Raw genomic sequence first — 21,769 nt, 5'->3', positions numbered from 1 at the left:
GCGCGCGGGCTGGTGCGTCGGTTTACCGGACGGCGGCGTGGAGGACGTTGCGCCACGGGTCGGTGAACGACACCGTGCGTCCGTCGTCGGCGATCTGCACGCCGTGGTGGCTCAAGCGCTCGCCGAGCTCACCGAGGCTGTCCTGATCGGGCAGGGCCAGGTCGACCCGGCCGAGACCGAGGGCGGGCATCCTCGGCCCGGCGCCGCGGGAGTTCCAGACGTTCATCGCCATGTGGTGGTGGTAGCCGCCCGCGCTCACGAAGAGCGCTGAGCCGCCGAGCTCGGCCGTCACGTCGAAACCGAGCGCGTCGACGTAGAACTCTCGCGCGGTCCGCACGTCACCGACCGAGAGGTGGACGTGACCGACGGATGCCGCATCATCGGCGCTCGCGCCCTGGGCCGCGGCATTCGTCAGGTGTTCACGGAGGAACGCGTTGGGGTCGAGGTAGAGGGTGTCCATCTCGACCTGGCCGTGGGTCCACGACCAGGCGGTGCGTTCGCGGTCCCAGTAGAGCTCGATGCCGTTGCCCTCGGGGTCGGTGGCGTAGAACGCCTGGCTCACGAGGTGGTCGGCGCTACCGGTGAACGACTGCGGAGCGTGCTGCGCGAGCGAGAACAGCGCGGCGGCCAGCGCCGTCTGCGATTCGAAGAGGATCGCGGTGTGGAACAGGCCCGCGGCGCCGGCGGGTGCGTGGCGGAGCGACGGCTCGTGACGGAGGACGACGATCGGGCGCCCGGCGCGGCCCAGCGTGACGGTGTCGCCCGCCGCGTCGAGCACCGCGAGCGTGACGACGTCACGGTAGTACCGCGTCATCCCGTCGAGGTCGCCGACGAGCAAGGTGACCGCGCCCATCGAGGTGGTGGGGGCGAGCCGGTCGAGCGCGGACGTATTCATGTGAATATGCAACGCGGCCGCGCCCGACGTTGTTCCCGTCAGTCCGGATCGCCGCCGAGCTGTCCGATCGGGACGATGGGACCGCCGTCATCCGCTCCGGTCTTGCGGGCCCGGGCGATCGCATTGCCGGCGTGATAGATCACGAGCGCTGCCACGGTACCGAGGACGATACCGCCGAACTGCAGCTGACCGAGGTCCATCGTGAAGTTCGCGATCGCGATGACGAAGGCGACCGCGACCGTGTACTGGTTCACGGGGCGCGAGAAGTCGACCTGGTTGTCGACCCAGATCTTGATGCCGATGACGCCGATGAGGCCGTAGAGCGCCGTCGTGACGCCGCCGATCACGCCGCTCGGGATCGTGAAGAGCACAGCACCGACGACGGGCGAGAACGACAGCAGCACGGCGATGATGCCGGCCACCCAGTACGCCGCCGTCGAGTAGATGCGGGTCGCGGCCATGACGCCGATGTTCTCGCCGTAGGTGGTCGTGCCCGAGCCGCCGAACGCGCCGGCGAGGGTCGTCGCAAGGCCGTCGGCGAGAAGGGCGCGGCCGGTCCGCTTGTTGACCGTGGGGTCGCCGGTCATGGTCGCGACGCCGCGCACGTGGCCGACGTTCTCGGCCACGAGGACGAGGACGACGGGCAGGAACATCGGCAGGAGGCCCCACGCGACCGGATCGCCGAAGGAGGGCAGGTGGAAGGTCGGAAGGCCGATCCACTGGCCTTGGTCGATCAGGTCGTTGACGCCTGAGAAGTCGACCTTGCCCATGATGAGCGCGGCGATGTAGCCGACGACGACGCCGAGGAAGATCGAGACGCGTCCGAGGATGCCGCGGAACAGCACCGCGAACAGGATGCACGCGACCAGGGTGATGGTCGCGAGCACGGCGTCGGTCTTGAAGTTGTTCCACGCGGCCGGCGCGAGGTTGAGACCGATGAGGGCGACGATCGCGCCCGACACGACGGGCGGCATGAGCTTCTCGAGCCACCGCGTTCCCGTCGCCTGCACGAGGAAGCCGATGCCGGCGAGCAGGATGCCGGCGACGAACACGCCGACGAGCGCCTGGCCGATCTGCTCCGGGCTGTCGAGCGGCTTGCCCTGGCCCGGGCCGAAGGCGGTGATCGGCGCGATGAACGCGAACGACGAGCCGAGGTAGCTGGGCAGCTTGTTGCGCGTGAGGAGCAGGAACAGGAGCGTGCCGAGTCCCGAGAACAGCAGCGTCGTGCTGACGGGGAACCCGGTCAGCAGCGGCACCAGGAATGTCGCGCCGAACATGGCCACGACGTGCTGTGCGCCGATCGCGATCGTGCTGCCCCAGCCGAGACGCTCGCTCGGGGTGACGACGGCTCCGGGGGCGACGCGGCGTCCGTCGCCGTGAAGGGTCCAGATGGGCATGCGCGTGCTCCTCAGATGGTGGGGGATGCCTGGGGTCAGGCTACCTGGGAGCAGGCTGTACGTGCGGCAGCGACGCTGTCAGGACGTGAGGCGTCCCAGGAGTTCGCGATACTTGGCCGCGGTCTGCTCGACGACGTCGGCCGGCACGGCAGGAGGCGTTCCCTGCTTGTCCCAGTTCGCCGCGAGCCAGTCGCGGACGATCTGCTTGTCGAAGCTCGCCATGCGTTCGGCCGGCGTCGAGCCGGTGCGCCAGGTCTCGCCATCCCAGTACCGCGACGAGTCACTCGTGAGGACCTCGTCGGCGAGGGTGAGGACGCCGTCGGCGTCGTACCCGAACTCGAACTTCGTGTCGGCGAGGATCAGTCCCTTCGCCTCGGCGAGGGCGGCGGCGCGGCGGTAGATCTCGAGCGACGCGTCGCGCAGCGCGGCCGCGCGGGCCTCGCCGACGAGCTCGACGCTGCGCTCGAACGAGATGTTCTCGTCGTGCTCGCCGAGCGGTGCCTTGTACGCGGGGGTGTAGATCGGCTCGGGCAGGCGATCCCCGTTGTGCAGGCCCGAAGGGAGCGGGATGCCGCAGACGGTGCCGTCGGCCTGATACTCGGCCCACCCCGACCCGGTGAGGTACCCGCGCACGACGCACTCGATCGGCTGCATGTCGAGTTCGCGGACCACCATGGCGCGGCCGGCGACCTCGGCGGGCGACTCGACGCCCTCGATCAGGTGATTCGGGATCGGCCGGCCGCCGTCACCGCCCGCGAGCTGCGCGAACCACCACAGGCTCAGGCGCGTGAGGAGCTCGCCCTTACCCGGGATGCCGGGGTCGAGCACCTGGTCGAACGCGCTGACGCGGTCACTGGCGACCACCAGCATCCGTCCGTCCGAGCCGTCGGCGGGGCGGTAGAGGTCCCGGACCTTGCCCGAGTACACGTGGGTCCATCCGGGCAGGGCAGTCGCGGCATCCGTCACCCGGCCATTATCGCGGGCGGCGCGCGCCCGTGCGTACCCTGTCGTCATGCGCCGCCCGCTCCTCGCCCTGACCGCCCTCGCGCTGTCGCTCGGTCTGAGCGGCTGCATCTCCACGACGGGGGTGGACGACGCGGCGCCCTCGCCGAGTCGGTCGATGCCGGTGTCGTCCGCGCCGTCGCCGTCCTCGACTCCGTCCCCGTCTGCGTCCCCGGAGGCCGAGGTGCCGGCGGATCCTTCGTACGGGGTCCCCGTCGAGAGCCCGCTCGAGGCGAGTCGCCTCGTGTTCAACGGCGATGCGGTCGGCGTCGAGCCTGAGACGGCCCTGAACGTCGCGGCCAGCGCCGTGCGCGGCCAGGAGTACACCCTCGAGTTCGATTGCATCCCGCGGGACGCGACCATCACCCTCTCGCTGAGTCCCGCGGCGGGCGAGGACGAGCCGCCCGTGACGATCAAGGGGCCAGTCAACATCACGCAGGGGTGCGGTGCCCCGGGGCGTCTGACGGGCATCACCGTCGATCGGATGGTCGGCATCCAGATCACGGCGATCACCGACGGCGTGGATCGGGCCTGGGCCATCCTGCACGTGGCCGACTGACGACTGCAGCGTGGTCCCGAACAGGCGTATAGTCCACATGGACTAATCGCTCGGAGGGAGCCCCATGACGGATGCCGTCTCGCGGCTCACCCCCACCGCGATCATGCTCCTCGCGATGCTGCACGAGGACGACATGCACACCTACGAGATGGTGCGCCTGCTGCGCGAGCGCCGAGCCGATCGCATGATCGCCCTGACGCACGGCACGATCTACCACACGGTCGCCCGCCTCGAGCGGCAGGGCCACATCGCCGAGGTCGGCAGCGACCGCGCCGGCAACCGGCCCGAACGCACGACGTACACGTTGACGGATGCCGGTGACACCGCGCTCCTCGTCTGGATCCGTCGCGAGCTGGTCTCGATCGACGACCCCGAGCGGTTCCGGATCGCGCTCACCGAGGCGCACAACCTCGGCCGGGACGAGGTGATCGCGCTGCTGGCGGAGCGACGCGGGCGGCTCGCGGCATCCTTCGACGCTCACGAGAACGCCCGGGAGTCCGCGATCGCGCACGGGTCCCACCCCCAGTTCCTCATCGAAGTCCACCGGCAGGCCGCCCTGCTCGCCGCCGACATCGCCTGGCTCGACGAAGCGGTCGAGTTCATCCGTCGTCCCGACACCGTCTGGGGTGTCGTCGACATCCCCGTCACCGACCGCTATCTGGCACAGAGAGAATCCGCACGCACATGAGCGAGAGCACGACCACCGTCCGCACGCCGGGCGCACCCCCCGCCCCATCGAATCCGTGGCCCGCCCTCTGGGCGCTCGTCCTCGGGTTCTTCATGATCCTCGTCGACACCACGATCGTCTCGGTCGCGAACCCCGCCATCAAGGCGGCCCTCGACCCGTCGACGAGCAACCTCGACAACGTCGTGTGGGTCACGTCCGCCTACCTCCTGACATACGCCGTGCCGCTGCTGGTCACCGGACGCCTCGGCGATCGGTTCGGGCCGAAGAACATCTACCTCATCGGGCTCGCGATCTTCACGCTCGCCTCGCTCGCCTGCGGCCTGTCGGGTTCGCTCGAGATGCTGATCCTCGCGCGCGCCGCGCAGGGCCTCGGCGCCGCGCTCATGACGCCGCAGACGATGGCCGTCATCACCCGCACCTTCCCCGCCGAGCGGCGCGGAGCGGCCATGGGCCTCTGGGGTGCGACCGCCGGTGTCGCCACCCTCGTCGGACCGCTCGCGGGCGGGCTGCTCGTCGACGGCTTCGGCTGGGAATGGATCTTCTTCGTCAACATCCCGGTCGGCATCATCGCCTTCGTCCTCGCCGTGCGGCTCGTCCCGCAGCTCGAGACGCATCCGCACCGCTTCGACGTCCTCGGCGTGGTCCTGAGCGCGGTCGCCCTGTTCCTCATCGTCTTCGGGCTGCAGGAGGGTCAGCACTACGAGTGGGCCGCATGGGTCTGGGTCATGATCGTCGCCGGCGTCGCCGTGCTCGCGGTCTTCGTGTGGACGCAGGCGCGCACCAAGAGCGAACCCCTCGTGCCGCTCGAACTGTTCCGCGACCGGAACTTCGCGATCTCGAACCTCGCGATCGCCGCCGTCGGTTTCACCGTCACGAGCATGGCGCTGCCGATGGCGTTCTTCACGCAGCTCGCGCGCGGTCTCACCCCGACCGAGTCGGCGCTGCTGCTCATCCCGATGGCGGTGCTGTCGGGTGTGCTCGCACCCTTCGCGGGTCGCATCCTCGATCGCGTCGACCCGCGCGTGCTGCTCGTTCCCGGCCTGTCGCTCATGGTGATCGGTCTCATCGGGTACGTGCTCCTCATGAACACCGAGGCGCCCGTCCTGCTGCTGCTCATCCCCTCGGCCATCATCGGCGTCGCGAACGCCGGCATGTGGGGTCCGCTGGCGACGACCGCGACCCGCAACCTCCCGCCGAAGCAGGCGGGCGCCGGTTCGGGCATCTACAACACGACGCGCACGATCGGTTCGGTCATCGGCTCCGCCGCGATCGCCGCCGTCATGCAGGCGCGCCTCGAGGCGAACCTGCCCGGTGCCGGAGACGCTGCCGGCGGCGACTTCGGAGGCGGTGGCGGGATGCCGCCCGCCGTCGCCGAGGGATTCTCGACCGCCATGGGTCAGGCCATGCTGCTGCCGGCCGCCGTCATCGCGGTGGGCGTCGTGCTGGTGCTGTTCCTGCGCCGCCCGGCGCACCTCGCGAAGCGCTGAGGTTCGCCTAGTTCGAGGCGCTGAGCGCGATGTCGCGGCGGTAGTGCGCCCCCTCGAGCGAGATCTGCTCGAGGGCGGCGTACGCCCGGCCGCGCGCATCGGCGAGGTCCGTGCCGACGGCCACGACGTTCAGGACGCGGCCGCCGGTCGCGACGAGTCCGCCGTCGGCGCTCTTCGTCGCCGCGTGGGCGAGGTGGACGCCGTCGACGGATGCCGCGGCATCCGTTCCCGTGAGGGGGCGACCCGTGATCGGCTGCTCGGGGTATCCCTCGCTGGCCAGCACGACGGTGACGGCTGCCTCGGCTGAGAACTCGGGAGCGGGCTCCGACTCGAGCGTGCCGCTCGCGGCGGCGAGCAGCAGCCGCGACAGCGGGGTCGTCAGCCGGGGGAGGACGACCTGGGTCTCGGGGTCGCCGAAGCGCGCGTTGAACTCGATGACCTTCACGCCGGCGTCGGTCAGGATGAGCCCGGCGTAGAGCAGTCCGATGAACGGGGTGCCCTCGGCATCCAGCTGACGGATGACGGGTTCGGCGACCTCGGCGGTGACCTGCGCGACGAACGCCTCTTCGCTGCCGAAGCGGTCGGCCAGCCAGGGGAGGGGCGAGTACGCACCCATGCCGCCCGTGTTGGGGCCCTCATCGCCGTCGAGCGCGCGCTTGAAGTCCTGCGCGGGACTGAGCGCGCGGACGGTGTCACCGTCGCTCAGGAAGAAGAGCGAAACCTCGGGACCGGCGAGGAACTCCTCGACGAGCACGGGGCCGCTCGGCAGGTACGTGTCGGCGTGGGCGAGGGCCGCCTCGCGGTCGGACGTGACGATGACGCCCTTGCCGGCAGCGAGTCCGTCGGCCTTCACGACGTAGGGGGCGCCGTACTCGTCGATCGCGGCGGCGACCTCGTCGCGGGTCTGCGCGCGCGCCGCGCGTCCGGTCGGGACACCGGCGGCATCCATGATCCGCTTCGCGAACGCCTTCGACCCCTCCATCTGCGCGGCAGCCTTGCCAGGTCCGAAGACGGGGATGCCGCGCTCGCGCAGTGCATCGGCGACGCCCGCGACGAGGGGCGCTTCGGGGCCGATCACGACGAGGTCGATGTGCTCCTCGTTGGCGAAGGCGGTGACGGCGGCGGGGTCGTTCTGGTCGAGGTTCCCGACGAGAGTCGCGTCGGCGGCGATGCCGGCGTTGCCGGGGGCCGCGAAGATCTCGTGCCCGGCGCCTTCGGCGACCAGAGCGAGGATGATGGCGTGCTCGCGCGCGCCCGAGCCGAGGACCAGGATCTTCACCCCGCCAGACTACCGAGCGCCGCCCGCGCGTTACGGTGACATCCATGGCCCGCACCATCACCACCGGAGACGGGCGCGACGCGCTCGCCGCCGTCGCCGCCGGCGGGGCGGCGCGCACCGACCTCGCCACCGCCGTCCGCTATCTGCTGCAGCTGCTCGTCGAGAAGGCGCCCGGCAACTCGGTCGAAGTGCGCGTCCCTCCCTTCGGCGCCGTGCAGGTGGTCGAGGGACCGCGCCACACGCGCGGTACCCCTCCGAACGTGATCGAGACGGATGCCGCGACCTGGATCGCGCTCGCCACCGGCCAGACCGCCTGGGCCGACGCCGTCACGGCCGGCTCCGTCCGCGCGTCGGGCGTGCGCGCCAACCTCGACGGGCTCCTGCCGCTCCGTCCCTGACGCGCGGCATCCGTCCGCCGGTACGATCGCCTGCGGAGAGGAACCGCATGCAGGCACGACACCTCGGGGTGGACGCGCGATCGGCGATCCTCGTGATCGCACTGGCGGCCGCTCTCCTCCCCGTCACCGCGCTCCCCGCCCAGGCCGCGCCCCGCACGTGCACCGTCTCGCAGGCGACGGCGGTGTGGGATGCCGGTGGCTCCGACGTGCAGGCGAGCGGGTCGCTCGCCGCCGCTGACGGGACCCTCACCTTCGACCAGGGCACGGGCGTGTTGGAGCCGGTGGCTCCGTCGGGCAGTGCCAGCTTCGACGGCACGCTCGCGTACACGAGTGCAGCCGGCGTGAAGACGACACTCTCTGCGCCGACCCTCGTCATCGACGGCGGCAAGGGAGCCCTCCTCTTCGACGTGCAACCCGAGGGCGCCGACCAGATGCCGCAGGCTCCGCTGGCGACGGTCGATCTGCGGGCCGCCGCGGTCTCGGAGTCGGGCGACATCGTCAACCTCGACGGCGTGGGCGCGGCGACCGAGCTGACCGCCGAGGGCCGCGATGTCCTCTGGTCGGGAGCCGCCGGCACGTTCGACCTGACCGTCGTCGCGACCTGCACGACCGCCGAGCCCGCCGCGGCGCCGGCCGGTGACGAAGCGGATGCCGGGGGCACCGGCATCCTGGTCCCGGTCGTCGTCGTGGGGATCGCGGCCCTTCTCGCCGCCCTGCTGGCCGTCGGGTCGGTGCAGCGGCGCAAGCGCAACAGCGCCCGCTCGGCGCAGCCCGAGCCGGTCGTCGACCCGCTTCCCTGAGGCGCGGGTGGACAATGGGAGCATGGCCGAGCATTCCGAATCGCACGTCGAGTCCGCCGAGCTGCGTCGGAGTCCCAAGTTCGCCGCCTTCTTCGGCGTCGGCGCTGCCCTCGGCATCCTCGTCGCCCTCATCCTGACCTTCGCCTTCGGTGACGGTCAGATCAGCGAGAGCACGGGCGCGACCTACTCGCAGAGTCAGGTGTTCGGCTTCCTCCTGCTCGGCTGCGTGCCCGCCGGAGTCGCGCTCGGCGGAGTCATCGCCCTGGCGTTCGACCGCGTCCTGGCGCGTCGACACCGGACGGTGCGCATCGAGCGGGAACGCGTCGAAGAGACCGACTGATCAGGCGAGTTCGGCGATGATCGGCTGGATCGCCGGGTCGAAGGCCGCGACGTCGCCGCGCAGGCCGTCGGTGACCGCGATCGTGAGGGACCCGATCCACCACACGCCCCGCTGCGTCAGCGGGAGCACCTGCACGTTGAGCTCGAAAGAGTGCGCGCGCCGCCCGACGCGGCGCTCGTGCTCGGCGATCGCGCTCGCATAGGCGCGGTAGCTGCTGGCCGACCCCGACCGGGCCTGCGCGGCGTATCGCTCGCTCGCCCAGTTCGCGTAGGCGACGGCGTCCCCCGCCAGCGGAGCCATGGCCGTCCGCAGCTCGTCGAACCCCTCGACGGGCAGCACGGCGAGCGTCTCGAACCCGTCGACCAGGTCGAGCGGGACGGGGGAGGGATGCGCCTGCGGCTCGACCGACATCGCCCAGTACGCGAGCCATTGCCGCTGCAGCACCGCCGCGTCATCGTCGTCGACGGGCTGCGCGGCGGGAGCGCCCCGCAGGTGCGGCAGCTCTTCGGGAGCGCGGATGCCGAGCGCCTGGCGCACGAACAGCGCGACGATCACCGTCGCGCTCGCGTCCTCCCGTACGACCCACTCGGGCCGTTCAGCCCCGCTCATGGCGACATCCTATGGCTCCCCTGTGGTCGGCGTCCCGTGGCGACGATGGCGGATCACCCTGTCCGGTGGCCGGTAGGCTGTGCGGGTGGCCTCCACCCCCACCAATCCCTATTCCGCTGCCGGCGTCGACACCGCGGCGGGAGACCTCGCCGTCGAGTTGATGAAATCGGCCGTCCGTCGAACCCACGGCCCTGAGGTCCTCGGGGGTGTGGGCGGCTTCGCCGGCCTCTTCGACGCATCCGCTCTGCTCGGCTACGCCAAGCCGCTGCTTGCGACCTCGACCGACGGCGTCGGCACGAAGGTCGCCATCGCGCAGGCGATCGACAAGCACGACACGATCGGCCAGGACCTGGTCGGCATGGTCGTCGACGACATCGTCGTGGTCGGGGCGAAGCCGCTGTTCATGACGGACTACATCGCGACGGGCAAGGTGTTCCCCGAGCGCATCGCCGACATCGTGCGCGGCATCGCCGACGGCTGCACGGCGACCGGCACCGCGCTCGTGGGCGGCGAAACCGCCGAGCACCCCGGACTCCTCGGCATCAACGACTACGACGTCGCGGGCGCGGCGACGGGTGTCGTCGAAGCGGATGCCGTCCTCGGTGCCGACCGCGTGCGTTCGGGCGACGTCGTGCTGGCCCTCGCCTCGAGCGGCCCGCACTCGAACGGCTACTCGCTCATCCGCCACATCATCGCGAACGCCGGCATCGGCTACGGCGACAACGCCGCCGACTTCGGCCGGACGTGGGGCGAGGAGCTCCTCGAGCCGACGCGCCTCTACACGTCGCCGCTGCTGCGCGCGATCGACGCGCACCCGGGGGCGATCCACTCGCTCAGCCACGTGACCGGCGGCGGCATCGCCGCCAACCTCGCGCGCGTGCTGCCGGTCGGCACCTGGGTCGACGTCGACCGCTCCACCTGGTCGCCGTCACCCGTGTTCCGCGTCCTCGCCGACATCGGCGGGCTGACACTCGAGCAGACCGAGGGCACCTGGAACCTCGGCGTCGGCTTCCTCGCAGTCGTCTCCGCCGAGACCGCCGAAGCCGCGGCATCCACCCTCTCTGCAGAGGGCATCCACACCTGGCAGGTCGGGACGGTGTCGGACACGACGCTGCCCGCCGGCGACTACGAGCAGGGCGCGAAGGGCGTCGACGGGGGCGCAGTGCGCCTGGTCGGCTCCTACGCAGAAACGGACTGAGCTACACCTATGTGCGGAATCGTCGGCGTCGTCGCTCAGGGACCCGCCAACCAAGAGGTCTACGACGCCCTGCTGCTGCTGCAGCACCGCGGGCAGGATTCGACCGGCATCGCGACCGCCGAGGCCAGCGGCATCTTCCACATCGCGAAGAACCGCGGCATGGTCCGCGAGGCGTTCCGCACCCGCGACATGCGCTCGCTGCTCGGCACGATCGGCCTCGGCCATGTCCGCTACGCGACGAAGGGCACCGCCTCGAACGAGGAGGAGGCGCAGCCGTTCTACGTCAACGCCCCGTACGGCATCGTCCTCGTCCACAACGGCAACCTGACGAACACGCGCGAGCTCACCGAGGAGCTCTTCCGCACCGACCGTCGTCACCTCAACACGAGCTCCGACACCGAGCTGCTCGTGAACGTCCTCGCGAACGAGCTGCAGCAGGTCATCTCGGGCCTCGAGCTCGACCACGAGCAGATCTTCGAGGCCGTCACGCGCGTCCACCAGCGCGTCGAGGGCTCGTACGCCGCGATCGCCCTCATCGCCGGCTACGGGCTGCTGTCCTTCCGTGATCCCTTCGGCATCCGCCCCCTGATCCTCGGCACCCGGAAGGCCGAGAGCGGCCGGTACGAGTGGACGGTCGCCTCCGAGTCGCTCGTCCTCGAGAACGCCGGCTTCGAGGTCGTCCGCGACGTCGAGCCGGGCGAGGCCGTGTTCATCGACCTCGAGGGAAACCTGTTCACGCAGCAGGTCGCGCCGAGCCCTCAGCTCGTGCCGTGCTCGTTCGAGTACGTCTACCTCGCGCGTCCCGACTCGGTCATGAACGGCATCTCGGTCTACGAGGCGCGCCTGCGCATGGGCGAGCGTCTCGCCGACACGATCGCGAAGTACACCCCCGAGGGGTCGATCGACGTCGTCATGCCGATCCCCGACTCGTCTCGTCCCGCCGCGATGCAGGTCGCGCGCAAGCTCGGCATCGAGTACCGCGAGGGCTTCTACAAGAACCGCTACATCGGCCGGACGTTCATCATGCCGGGGCAGGCGATTCGCAAGAAGAGCGTGCGCCAGAAGCTCAATGCGATGTCGACCGAGTTCAAGGGCAAGAACGTCCTCCTCATCGACGATTCGATCGTGCGCGGCACGACCTCGAAGGAGATCATCCAGATGGCTCGGGATGCCGGGGCCAAGTCGGTGACGTTCGCCTCCGCCGCGCCGCCCATCCGCTTCCCCCACGTCTACGGCATCAACATGCCGTCGCGTCACGAACTCGTCGCCTACAACCGGACGATCCCCGAGATCGCCGAGGAACTCGGCTGCGACTACCTCGTCTACCAGGAGATCGACGACCTCAAGGCGGCGATCCTCGAGGGCGCGCCTGACGTCGAAGACCTCGACATGAGCTGCTTCGACGGTCGGTACGTCACGGGAACCGTGAGTGACGAGTACCTCGCCTGGGTCGAGGGCACGCAGGAGTCCTGAGCCGCCTAGGCTGAATCGGTGACGTCCTCCGATCTCATCGCCGTGCGACGGGGTCGGATCCTCGCCCTCGTCGGCATCGTCCTGCTCGCGTTCTCGCTACGGTCGGCGGTCGCGTCGCTGTCGCCCCTGTTCGATGCGATCGGCGAGGACTTCGACCTTCCCGCCGCCGTCCTCGGTCTCATCGGCACCGTGCCGCCGCTCTGCTTCGCGGTGTTCGGTCTGCTCGCCTCGGGGTTCGAGCGCCGTTTCGGCTTGGAGCGCACGACCCTCGTCGCGCTCGGGGTCGTCGGACTCGGGCTCGTCGCCCGGGCCGCAGCGATCGACGCGTCGGGGCTGCTCCTCGGGTCGGCCCTGATCTTCGCCGGCGTCGGTGTCGGCAACGTCCTCGTGCCCGCGCTCGTGAAGAAGTACTTCGCCGACCGCATCGGCCTGCTCACGACCGTCTACACGACGACCATGGCTCTCTCGACCTTCCTGCCCCCGCTGATCGCGGTGCCCATCGCGGATGCCGCGGGCTGGCGCGTCTCGCTCGGGCTCTGGGCCGTCTTCGCCCTCGCCGGCCTGGCGCCGTGGATCGTGCTGGCACTGCAGGCCCGGCGGCTCGCGGCGGCCGCCGACGTCGACCTCGCGCCGGTCAGCACCCGTGTCTTCGGGAGGATGTGGCGTCTCCCCACCGCGTGGGCGCTCGCCACCACGTTCTTCGCATCGAGCGCTGTCGCCTACACGTCCTTCGCGTGGCTGCCCAAGATCCTCGTCGACACGGCGGGGGTCACCCCGCAGGTCGCCGGCGTCCTGCTGTCGCTGTTCGCACTGATCGGTCTGCCGGCCTCGCTCGTCGTGCCGGCGCTCGTCGCACGCCGCGACATCGTGCTGCCGCTGTTCGTCATCGCGTCGGCGTGCGGGGTGCTCGGCGCGGGCGGGCTGCTGGTGGCCCCGGCATCCGCCCCCTGGTTGTGGGTGTCGCTGCTGGGCACGCTGCCGCTGCTGTTCCCGCTGGTGCTGACCTCGGTGGGTCTTCGCACGCGCACGCACGATGCGACCGTCGCGCTCAGCGCATTCGCGCAGAGCCTCGGCTACGGCGTGACGATGTTCATCCCGCTGAGCATCGGGCTGCTGCACGACGCGAGCGGGTCATGGACGGCGCCCCTCGTCATCCTCATCGTGATCTCGCTGCTCGCACTCCCGGCCGGCGTCGTGATCGCGCGACGGAAGACGGTCGAACAGGAGTGGGAACAGCGCCACGGATCGTGGTGAGTACGACCGGGGAGGTCAGGCCTTCTCGAGCGACGGGGAGGAGGATTCGGACTCGTCGTCCTCGTCATCCTCATCGGCGTACTGATCGGCCCACTTGTCCTCGTACTGCTCGTCACCAGGCGCGCCGAGCTCCCGCTCGAGCGCGTTGATGTTCAAGCTGTAGGTGTCGTACTTCAGCTCACGGGCGATCTTGGTGTTCTTCGCCTTTTGACGGCCACGCCCCATGCGTAACCCCCTCATTTCACGAGTGCGGGCTTGGTCCGGCAGCCCGACGCAGTCACAGTCCGGCATAGGCCGGGAAGAGTAGCATTCAGGGTACCACGGAGCGTTCCCACCGCCCTCGCGGGCGGCGAGCAGGAAGGTGATCTGCCATGTCCGATGCCGCATCGCAGCCGACCGCCCGTCGCCCTCATCGGCCCGTCATCGTGGGGATCGTGCCGCGGCAACCGTCGCGGGTGCTGCGCGAGGCCGCCCACTACGCCCGGCTGCACGGGGCGTCGCTGCTCGTCGTCCACGTCGATGTCACCCGATTCGTCTCCTACGAGGACCCCGACGGGTACATCCACACCGCGCCCATCAACTTGGACGCGATCCCCGGCGAGGCGCTCGAGTCCCAGCTCCGCGACGAGGCGGCCCGTGCGCTCGAAGGCGTCGACATCGCGTGGCAGCTCGAGATGCTCGCCGGGGACCCGGCGTTGACGATGAAGGATCTCGCCGACCGCACCGAGGCGCGACTGATCGTGGTGGGCACCCGCAAGCGCGGGATCGGCGACTCGATCCGCGAGTTCTTCACCGGATCGGTCGCTGCACGGCTGGCTCACCGTCAGCGCCGACCGGTCCTCGTCGTCCCCACCGGTGAACCGGTGAAGGACGACGAGGACCCGTGGCGCGACCGGCAGTCCTGGCCCGAGGAGCTCTGGCCCGGGGCCTGATCAGCCCCGCGTCGCCCGGCGGACGGCCTCAGCCGCGTCGTCGAGAGCGACCTTGAGGTCGTCGATGACGGATGCCGCGAGGTCGCCGCCCCGCGCGACATGACTGCGGAGGTCGGCGCGCAGCTCGGCTCGGAACTCCGCCAGCAGCTCGTCGGCGCGGCGCACCTGTTCACGGGCGGCCGAGCGCGGATCCGCCGCCGCGGGCTGCGTCGGGGAGGACGAGGGCTGGGATGCCGCGGCGAGATCGGCCTGCAGGCTGCGCATGGCCTCGCGGACACCGGCACGCACCTCGTCGGCGATGAGGCGCACGCTGTCGGCGAGACCCGCTTCGATTCCGGCGAGATCGCCTGAACGGGCCGAGACTTCGGCGCGACCGGCATCCGTGATCTCGTAGACGGTCTTGCGGCCGTCCACCGTCTTCGTGACGAGCCCCTCCTCTTCGAGCTTCGAGAGGCGCGGGTAGACGGTGCCGGCGCTCGGTGTGTAGGTGCCACCGGTGCGGTCCGACAGCGCCTGCATGAGGTCGTAGCCGTGCCGGGGCGCCTCGTCGAGCAGGCTCAGCAGGTAGAGGCGCAGATCACCGTGCGAGAAGACGGGGGGCATGTCAGTACTCCTCGGCGACGGGCGCGTCGTCGGAGATCGCGGCGGCGACCCGACGAATGACGGTGACGTCGCCCGACACCGTATTGGCGCGCACCTCGGCGAACGAGCCGCTGAGCTCGCCGACGGTTCCGGTGTAGTTCGAGCCGATCCCGCTCTGCGAGCGGTCGATGCCGTCGACGTGGAGCTTTCCGCTGACGGTGCGGAGGGTGTACTTCGCGGCCACGGCCTCGTCGAGGCGCAGAGTCGCGGCTCCGCTCACGGTGTTGAACGACACGTTCTGGGTGGGGCCGCTGGAGTCGATGAGGACGGCTCCGCTGACCGTATCGGCGAAGGCGGTGCGGATCGTGCCGACCGCGGTGACGGCGCCCGAGACGGCATTGGCGTTGAGCGCCCCGGTGAGCCCGCGCATCTGTACGTCCCCCGAGACGGAGTTCGCCGTCACGTCGCCGGTGAGACCGTCGACGATGATGTCGCCCGAGACGGTGTTCAGCTTCGCGTCGGAGGCGAGTCCGGCGACGAGCGCGCTCGCGCTCACGACACCGAGGGTGAGGGCGATGTCCCGGGGGACCGCGATGCTGATCTCGGCCTGGGGGCCGCCGCTGCCGAAGTTGCGGAAGGACGTGAGGAAGTTGTCCCAGCGCAGCTGCGCGTGGTCGATCTCGATCGCGCCGTCCTGAGCCTCGATGCGCAGTTCCTTCTGCGTGACCGAGTGCACCTCGATGCGGACGCCCGGTTCGTCATGGGCGACGACGTCGATCTGACCGCCGACGAGTCCCACTTTGAGTCGACGGATGCCGTCGAGGTCGATGATGCGGGTCTCCCCGGGCTGGACCAGCCACTTCTCGAGAGTCATGTTGTCTCCTGCGGATGAGCGCGAATCAAGATATATCGCGTTGGAAGGACGATAACACGATATATCTCGAGTGTCGAGATGGTCAGCGACGGTGCGCACTTGACCTTGACGCAGCGTCAACTCTTAGCGTGATCTCCATGACGCGCGAATGGTCGATCCAGCAGCTCGCCCGGCTCGCCGGGACGACGAGCCGAACGCTCCGTCACTACGACCACGTCGGTCTGCTGCCGGCGACGCGGGTTGGCCCGGGCGGCTACCGGTTCTACGACGCTGCCGCCCTGCGTCGACTGCAACGCATCCTGCTGCTGCGCGAGTGGGGTCTCGGCCTGCCGCGCATCGCCGAGATGCTCGCCGACGACGTCCCCGAGGAGCAGGCGCTGAGCGCCCACCTCGACCTGCTCGAATCCGAGCGGGATCGCATCGAGCGGCAGATCGCCGCCGTCGCGTCGACCCTCGACGCGAGAAGAAGAGGAGAGGAACCCATGGCCGAGACGATGTTCGACGGCTTCGATCACACCGCCCACCGACAGGAGGTCACCGACCGCTGGGGCGCGGACGCGTACGCACGATCAGACGCCTGGTGGCGCGGGATGCCGTCCGCCGAGAAGAAGCAGTGGCAGGAAGACACGGCGCGGCTCGCCCAGGAATGGGCACGCGCGGCGGAGCGCGGCATCCGTCCCGACTCCGATGAGGCGCAGGAGCTCGCGGCGCGGCACGTCGCGTGGCTCCGCGCGGTTCCGGGGACACCCGCATCCGAGGGTGGAGACGTCCGCGGCTACGTCCTCGGGCTCGCCGACATGTACGTGGCGGACGATCGTTTCGCGAAGAACTACGGCGGAGCCGCCGGTGCGACCTTCGTCAGGGAGGCGCTCCGCCATCACGTCGGCGCGTGATCGGATGCCGGACGTGACGAGGCCCCCTCTACCGTGGTCGGGAGGGGGCCTCGAAGCGCTCCTGGGGGAGAGCGCCGCTGACGCACCTGGGGGAGTGCGTCAGACGATCAGGCGTTCTTGCGGAGTACTCGCAGCAAGAATGCGATCAGAGCGATGACACCAACGATGATGGCGACCCACAGCAGGAACTGGAGGCCTTCCGTGATGCCACCCACGATCGCCAAAACGATGGCGATCACGATGATGATGATGAGTGCGAGGTTCATTGGAGGCTCCCTCTGTTTGTCTCCGTTGTCCGCCGGGGCGGGGGTGACGCGGGTGTGCGTCTAGACATTGTTATCAGCGTTCTTTCAGGTGATCACAGGCCCTTGACAGGTTGGCCCTGCGGTGACATAACGTGGCCGCACGCGGGCGATCCTTACCCGCGATCGACACGTGAGGCGGATGCACCATGCCGGCAGGACGCGGCTCGAACAGCCTGAAAGACCCCGAGCTCTACGAGGAGCTCCGCTCCGACGGTGCCTCGAAGGAGAAGGCCGCCCGCATTTCCAACGCGGCGGCCCGCGACGGCCGGAAGGCGGTCGGGAAGCGCGGCGGCGCAGCCGGCGACTACGAGGACTGGACGGTGGCCGACCTTCGTGGACGAGCGAAGGAGCTCGGCCTCAGCGGGTATTCCCGGGCGCGCAAGGCCGACCTCATCGACATGCTCCGATCGCACTGACGTGCCTCGCCTGAAGCGGGTGCGGCCCGGTGTCGACCTCGGCTACCGCCGACTGCGTTCGGGCACCGGGTTCCGATACCTGGATGCCGACGGCAATCCCCTCCCGAAGGAGGAGGCCGAACGGGTCCGCGCCCTCGTGCTGCCGCCGGCCTGGCAGGACGTCTGGATCTGCGCCGACGCGAACGGCCACGTGCAGGCTACCGGCGTCGACGAGGCGGGGCGGGTGCAGTACCGCTACCACCCGCAGTGGACCGCGGGTCGGGACAAGGGCAAGTACGCGCGTGCGCTGCAGCTCGCCGAGGCTCTGCCGCGAGCGCGCGGCCGGGTGACGACATCGCTCCGCCGACAGGACATCGATCAGGAGCGTGTGCTCGCCGCCGCGTTCCGGCTTCTCGACCTCGCCGCGCCGCGCGTGGGCGCCGAGCGCTACCTCGTGAAGCACGGCAGCCGGGGACTCACGACCCTCCTGCGCCGGGACGCCGTCGTCGAGGGCACTGTGGTCTCCCTCCGCTTCCCCGGTAAGAGCGGTCAGCGACAGGAGATGGAGGTCGACGATGTCGACCTCGCAGCGGCCGTCGAACTGCTCGTGGGCGGGCGGCCCGCCTCGCCGCTGCTCGCCTATCTGCGCGGGCGGCGGCGCGTCGCTCTCAGCCCTCGCGACGTCAATCTCTACGTCCGATCCATGACCGGCGGAACCTTCACGGCGAAGGACTTCCGGACGCTCCGCGGGACGATCACCGCGGCCGACGCCCTCGCGCGGATCGGCCCCACGACGAAGAAGAGCGAACTCGCGCGCGCCGAGGTGCTCGCGGTGAAGGTGACCGCCGAGGCGCTCGGCAACACCCCGTCGGTCGCCCGCAGCTCGTACATCGACCCGCGCGTGTTCGACCGGTACCGTCGCGGCATCCTCCTCGACACCTCGGTGTCGCCCGAATCCGCCATCCGGACGCTCATCCTGTCCTGACACGCCCTCCCAGCCTCGGGCCCTGCGGCGCGTGGGATACTTGCGCGCATCCCCGCACCGCCCCCTGCACTGTGGAAATGGGCCTTCGTTGTCTCACCTCGCCGTCCTGAGCCTCAAGAACCGTGCGCTCATCGCCCTCATCACGATCGTCGCCGCGATCTTCGGAGGCCTCGCTCTCACGAGCCTCAAGCAGGAGCTGATCCCGCCGATCCAGCTGCCGCAGCTGTCGATCCTGACGACCTACCCGGGTGCCTCACCCGACGTCGTCAACAACGACGTGTCGACGCCCATCGAGCAGGCGATCCAGGCGGTTCCCGACCTCGAGTCCACATCGTCGACGAGCACGACGAACGCGTCGATCGTCCAGGCATCCTTCGCGTACGGCACCGACCTCGCGACGGCCGAGCAGAAGATCCTTCAGGCGATCAACCGGATCGATTCGCTGCCGGACGGCCTCGACACCAACGTCCTCGCCTTCTCGACCGACGACCTCCCGGTCATCTCGCTCGCCGTGACGGGGTACGACGACGAGGCCGCCGTCCAGGACCGCCTGGAGAACGCGGTCATCCCCGACGTCGAGGACCTCGACGGGGTCGCGGCCGCCCAGATCGTCGGTGGCCGGACGTCCCGCGTCACGATCACGCCCGACCAGGAGAAGCTCGCGGCCGCCGGGTACACCCAGACGGCGATCACCGACGCGCTCGACCAGAACGGCACGCTCTTCCCCGGCGGCACGGTTTCGGAGGGCGACCAGACCCTCACCGTGCAGACGGGCACGAAGCTCGACTCCGTCGACGGCATCGCCGCACTCCCGCTCGTCCCGACCAACGCCGACCAGATCGCCGCCGGCGCACTCACGGTCGGCGACGTCGCCACGGTCGTGCTCGACACCGACCCGGTCACCTCGATCTCGCGCGTCGACGGCAAGCCCGCCCTCACCGTGTCGATCACGAAGCTGCCGGCCGCCAACACCGTCGACGTCTCGCACCTCGTCCGCGATTCGCTCACGAAGATCAAGGACGACCTCGGCAACGGCGCGACCGTGACGGTCGTGTTCGACCAGGCCCCCTACATCGAGCAGTCGATCGAGGCCCTCGCTCAGGAGGGCCTGCTCGGCCTCGCGTTCGCGGTCGTCGTCATCCTGATCTTCCTGCTGTCGGTGCGGTCGACCCTCGTCACCGCCATCTCGATCCCGACGAGCGTGCTCATCACGTTCATCGGCATCCAGGCCTTCGGCTACTCGCTCAACATCCTGACGCTCGGCGCGCTCACGATCGCGATCGGCCGCGTCGTCGACGACTCCATCGTCGTCATCGAGAACATCAAGCGGCACTACGTCGGCGACGCCGACAAGCTGGCCTCGATCCGCCTGGCGGTGCGCGAGGTCGCGGCGGCGATCACGGCATCCACCCTCACGACCGTCGCCGTCTTCCTCCCCATCGCCTTCGTCGGCGACCTCACGGGCGAGCTCTTCCGTCCGTTCGCCCTGACCGTCACCATCGCGATGCTCGCCTCGCTGTTCGTCGCGCTCACGATCGTCCCGGTGCTCGCGTACTGGTTCCTGCGGCCGGGCAAGCCGGTTCTGGATGCCGCGGGCCGGGCCATCGACCCCGAGGACCCGACCGCCCCGCCGAGCCGGCTGCAGAAGTCCTACCTGCCCGTGCTGCGCTGGACGCTCCGCCACTCCGTCGTCACCCTGCTGCTCGCCGTCCTCGTGCTCGGCGGCACGATCCTCGCCGTGCCGCTCATGAAGGTCAACTTCCTGGGCGATTCGGGCCAGAACACGTTCACCGTGACCCAGAACATCGGCGCGACGGCGAGCCTCAGCAGTCAGGACGCCGCCGCGAAGCGCGTCGAAGCGGTGCTCCTCGACGTCGACGGCGTCGACACCGTCCAGACCTCCATCGGCTCCTCTGGTTCCGCGCTCCGCGACGCCTTCTCGGGCGGTGGCACGGGTATCACCTACTCGATCACCACCGACCCCGACGCCGATCAGGAGCAGATCCGCACCGATGTGCAGAAGGCCGTCGCCGACCTGGAGGATGCCGGTGACGTCACCGTCGCCGCTGCACAGGGCGGCTTCGGCTCGAGCGACATCGAGGTCGACATCACGGCGCCCGACGCCGGGGTCCTCCGCGACGCGACCGACAAGGTGGTCGCCCAGCTGAAGGACGCCGACGGCGTCGACCAGGTCGACTCGAACCTGTCGGCATCCCTCCCCTTCGTCTCGGTCGCCGTCGACCGTGACAAGGCCGCGGAACTCGGGCTCTCCGAGGTCGCGGTCGGCGGTCTCGTCGCGAACACGATGCAGCCCCGTCAGATCGGCACCGTCGAGATCGACGATTCCACTCTCACCGTCTACCTGCAGGCGTCCGAGATCCCGAAGACCATCGCGCAACTGCGGGCGCTCGAGATCGCCAGCGCGTCGGGTCCGATCCGGCTCGACGAGGTCGCGACCGTGGCGCAGTCCGAAGGCCCGTCCTCGATCACGAGCGAGCGCGGTCAGCGGACGGCGACGGTCACGGTCACGCCGTCGAGCGACGACCTCAACGCCGCCAACACGACCGTGACCGCGGCGCTCGCCGATGCGGACCTCCCCCAGGGAGCGGACGCGGAGGTCGGCGGTGTCGTCACGCAGCAGCAGGATGCCTTCGCGCAGCTGGGGCTCGCGATCCTCGCCGCCATCCTGATCGTCTACATCGTGATGGTCGCGACCTTCAAGTCGCTGCGCCAGCCGATCCTGCTGCTCGTGTCAGTTCCGTTCGCGGCGACCGGCGCGATTCTGCTGCAGATCGCCTCGGGCGTGCCGCTCGGGGTGGCCTCGCTCATCGGCGTGCTGATGCTCGTCGGCATCGTCGTGACGAACGCGATCGTCCTCATCGACCTCGTCAACCAGTACCGCGAGAAGGGACTGTCGACGCCGGAGGCGGTGCTCGCCGGTGGCGCTCGCCGTCTGCGGCCGATCCTCATGACGGCCCTCGCGACGATCTTCGCGCTCACGCCGATGGCGCTCGGCATCACCGGGCACGGCGGCTTCATCTCGCAGCCGCTCGCGATCGTCGTGATCGGCGGCCTCGTGTCGTCCACGGTGCTGACCCTGCTGGTGCTGCCGGCGCTCTACAACCTCGTCGAAGGCGCCAAGGAGCGTCGCGCCGCGAAGCGCGGCGACGTGGTGCCGGCGGTCGCCGGTGCGTCGGCGGGCACCCCGGCGCCGCTCACGCGTCGCGCGCGACGGGATGCGGCATCCGCTGCCGTCACCGGTGCGGCGGCCGTCGACACGGCGCTCGTCATCGAGGAGTCGCCGGACGTCGAGATCCCGATGGACGCGTCGCCGGACGTCGAGATCCCGATGGACGAGTCCGCTGCCGTCGAGGAACCTGTGGTTCAGGAGCCGGGCGCGGAAGAGTCGCGGCGCGAGGAGTGA

23 protein-coding genes are annotated in these 21,769 nt (G+C 70.0%); 14 read left to right on the top strand and 9 right to left on the bottom strand.

Annotated elements, in window-relative coordinates; translation table 11 throughout:
- Positions 1–22 precede the first annotated feature (22 nt).
- The 3 genes from BLR68_RS05180 to BLR68_RS05170 all read right to left on the bottom strand — a co-directional run bounded on the left by BLR68_RS05180 (position 23) and on the right by BLR68_RS05170 (position 3,306).
- Positions 23–895, bottom strand: coding sequence for a VOC family protein (locus tag BLR68_RS05180; RefSeq protein WP_018187908.1), 873 nt, complete (start codon positions 893–895; stop codon positions 23–25).
- Positions 896–933: 38 nt separating this feature from the next.
- Positions 934–2,292, bottom strand: a complete 1,359-nt coding sequence (locus BLR68_RS05175) for a uracil-xanthine permease family protein (protein WP_018187909.1) — start codon at positions 2,290–2,292, stop codon at positions 934–936.
- Positions 2,293–2,370: 78 nt separating this feature from the next.
- Positions 2,371–3,306, bottom strand: a complete 936-nt coding sequence (locus BLR68_RS05170) for a phosphoribosylaminoimidazolesuccinocarboxamide synthase (protein ID WP_256335322.1) — start codon at positions 3,304–3,306, stop codon at positions 2,371–2,373.
- Here BLR68_RS05170 and BLR68_RS05165 point away from each other — a divergent pair.
- From BLR68_RS05165 to BLR68_RS05155, 3 genes are all read left to right on the top strand, one after another.
- Positions 3,305–3,853, top strand: a complete 549-nt coding sequence (locus BLR68_RS05165) for a hypothetical protein (protein ID WP_018187911.1) — start codon at positions 3,305–3,307, stop codon at positions 3,851–3,853. The two genes, BLR68_RS05170 and BLR68_RS05165, sit on opposite strands and share 2 nt — an antisense overlap.
- Before the next feature lie 64 nt (positions 3,854–3,917).
- Positions 3,918–4,541: a PadR family transcriptional regulator gene (locus BLR68_RS05160; RefSeq protein ID WP_018187912.1), complete on the top strand. Its 624-nt coding sequence runs from the start codon at positions 3,918–3,920 to the stop codon at positions 4,539–4,541.
- Positions 4,538–6,028 carry an MFS transporter gene (locus BLR68_RS05155; protein WP_018187913.1) on the top strand — a complete coding sequence of 497 codons (1,491 nt, stop codon included), beginning with the start codon at positions 4,538–4,540 and terminating at the stop codon, positions 6,026–6,028. Before BLR68_RS05160 ends, BLR68_RS05155 begins: the two co-directional genes overlap by 4 nt.
- A gap of 7 nt (positions 6,029–6,035) precedes the next feature.
- Here BLR68_RS05155 and purD read toward each other — a convergent pair whose 3' ends face one another.
- Complete coding sequence (gene purD, locus BLR68_RS05150; RefSeq protein ID WP_018187914.1) at positions 6,036–7,307, bottom strand: phosphoribosylamine--glycine ligase; 1,272 nt, start codon at positions 7,305–7,307, stop codon at positions 6,036–6,038.
- Between the two features lie 44 nt (positions 7,308–7,351).
- Between purD and BLR68_RS05145 the strand changes: the two genes are divergently transcribed.
- The 3 genes from BLR68_RS05145 to BLR68_RS05135 are packed head-to-tail and all read left to right on the top strand — an operon-like array spanning position 7,352 to position 8,845.
- Complete coding sequence (locus BLR68_RS05145) at positions 7,352–7,705, top strand: sterol carrier family protein (protein ID WP_018187915.1); 354 nt, start codon at positions 7,352–7,354, stop codon at positions 7,703–7,705.
- A 47-nt stretch (positions 7,706–7,752) separates the two neighbouring features.
- Entirely contained in the window at positions 7,753–8,505 is a 753-nt protein-coding gene (locus BLR68_RS05140; protein WP_018187916.1) for an HtaA domain-containing protein, read from the top strand.
- A gap of 22 nt (positions 8,506–8,527) precedes the next feature.
- A complete protein-coding gene (locus tag BLR68_RS05135) occupies positions 8,528–8,845 on the top strand; it encodes a hypothetical protein (protein ID WP_018187917.1) in 318 nt (105 codons plus the stop codon).
- Here the strand turns inward: BLR68_RS05135 and BLR68_RS05130 are convergent, their stop codons facing one another.
- Positions 8,846–9,454 carry a hypothetical protein gene (locus tag BLR68_RS05130; RefSeq protein ID WP_018187918.1) on the bottom strand — a complete coding sequence of 203 codons (609 nt, stop codon included), beginning with the start codon at positions 9,452–9,454 and terminating at the stop codon, positions 8,846–8,848.
- A gap of 79 nt (positions 9,455–9,533) precedes the next feature.
- On the opposite strand from BLR68_RS05130, the gene purM reads away from it, so the two are divergent.
- The 3 genes from purM to BLR68_RS05115 are packed head-to-tail and all read left to right on the top strand — an operon-like array spanning position 9,534 to position 13,379.
- Positions 9,534–10,652 (top strand): phosphoribosylformylglycinamidine cyclo-ligase, encoded by a 1,119-nt coding sequence (gene purM, locus BLR68_RS05125; RefSeq protein ID WP_018187919.1) that lies wholly within the window; start codon positions 9,534–9,536, stop codon positions 10,650–10,652.
- 9 nt (positions 10,653–10,661) lie between these two features.
- Positions 10,662–12,125, top strand: a complete 1,464-nt coding sequence (gene purF / locus BLR68_RS05120; RefSeq protein WP_018187920.1) for an amidophosphoribosyltransferase — start codon at positions 10,662–10,664, stop codon at positions 12,123–12,125.
- An 18-nt stretch (positions 12,126–12,143) separates the two neighbouring features.
- Positions 12,144–13,379, top strand: a complete 1,236-nt coding sequence (locus tag BLR68_RS05115) for an MFS transporter (RefSeq protein ID WP_018187921.1) — start codon at positions 12,144–12,146, stop codon at positions 13,377–13,379.
- A gap of 15 nt (positions 13,380–13,394) precedes the next feature.
- Here BLR68_RS05115 and BLR68_RS05110 read toward each other — a convergent pair whose 3' ends face one another.
- Positions 13,395–13,604: a DUF3073 family protein gene (locus BLR68_RS05110; protein ID WP_018187922.1), complete on the bottom strand. Its 210-nt coding sequence runs from the start codon at positions 13,602–13,604 to the stop codon at positions 13,395–13,397.
- A gap of 146 nt (positions 13,605–13,750) precedes the next feature.
- Between BLR68_RS05110 and BLR68_RS05105 the strand changes: the two genes are divergently transcribed.
- Positions 13,751–14,311 carry a universal stress protein gene (locus BLR68_RS05105; protein WP_018187923.1) on the top strand — a complete coding sequence of 187 codons (561 nt, stop codon included), beginning with the start codon at positions 13,751–13,753 and terminating at the stop codon, positions 14,309–14,311.
- Here the strand turns inward: BLR68_RS05105 and BLR68_RS05100 are convergent, their stop codons facing one another.
- Together BLR68_RS05100 and BLR68_RS05095 are read right to left on the bottom strand one after the other, a co-directional pair.
- Positions 14,312–14,914, bottom strand: a complete 603-nt coding sequence (locus BLR68_RS05100; protein ID WP_018187924.1) for a PadR family transcriptional regulator — start codon at positions 14,912–14,914, stop codon at positions 14,312–14,314. It abuts the gene before it with no gap.
- A gap of 1 nt (position 14,915) precedes the next feature.
- Positions 14,916–15,767, bottom strand: a complete 852-nt coding sequence (locus BLR68_RS05095; protein WP_018187925.1) for a DUF4097 family beta strand repeat-containing protein — start codon at positions 15,765–15,767, stop codon at positions 14,916–14,918.
- 137 nt (positions 15,768–15,904) lie between these two features.
- On the opposite strand from BLR68_RS05095, the gene BLR68_RS05090 reads away from it, so the two are divergent.
- Positions 15,905–16,660 (top strand): MerR family transcriptional regulator, encoded by a 756-nt coding sequence (locus BLR68_RS05090; protein WP_018187926.1) that lies wholly within the window; start codon positions 15,905–15,907, stop codon positions 16,658–16,660.
- Between the two features lie 107 nt (positions 16,661–16,767).
- Here BLR68_RS05090 and BLR68_RS17950 read toward each other — a convergent pair whose 3' ends face one another.
- Entirely contained in the window at positions 16,768–16,926 is a 159-nt protein-coding gene (locus BLR68_RS17950; RefSeq protein ID WP_018187927.1) for a hypothetical protein, read from the bottom strand.
- 185 nt (positions 16,927–17,111) lie between these two features.
- On the opposite strand from BLR68_RS17950, the gene BLR68_RS05085 reads away from it, so the two are divergent.
- The 3 genes from BLR68_RS05085 (at position 17,112) to BLR68_RS05075 (ending at position 21,769) form a co-directional block, all read left to right on the top strand.
- On the top strand, positions 17,112–17,381 hold the full coding sequence (locus BLR68_RS05085) for a DUF7218 family protein (RefSeq protein ID WP_018187928.1): 270 nt from the start codon (positions 17,112–17,114) through the stop codon (positions 17,379–17,381).
- Position 17,382: 1 nt separating this feature from the next.
- Complete coding sequence (locus BLR68_RS05080) at positions 17,383–18,345, top strand: DNA topoisomerase IB (RefSeq protein WP_026302957.1); 963 nt, start codon at positions 17,383–17,385, stop codon at positions 18,343–18,345.
- Positions 18,346–18,433: 88 nt separating this feature from the next.
- Positions 18,434–21,769 carry an efflux RND transporter permease subunit gene (locus BLR68_RS05075; protein ID WP_018187930.1) on the top strand — a complete coding sequence of 1,112 codons (3,336 nt, stop codon included), beginning with the start codon at positions 18,434–18,436 and terminating at the stop codon, positions 21,767–21,769.

Source organism: Microbacterium sp. 77mftsu3.1, from assembly GCF_900100525.1.
GTDB classification, from domain to species: Bacteria; Actinomycetota; Actinomycetes; order Actinomycetales; family Microbacteriaceae; genus Microbacterium; species Microbacterium aquilitoris.
This window is presented reverse-complemented; position numbering and strand designations above follow the sequence as displayed.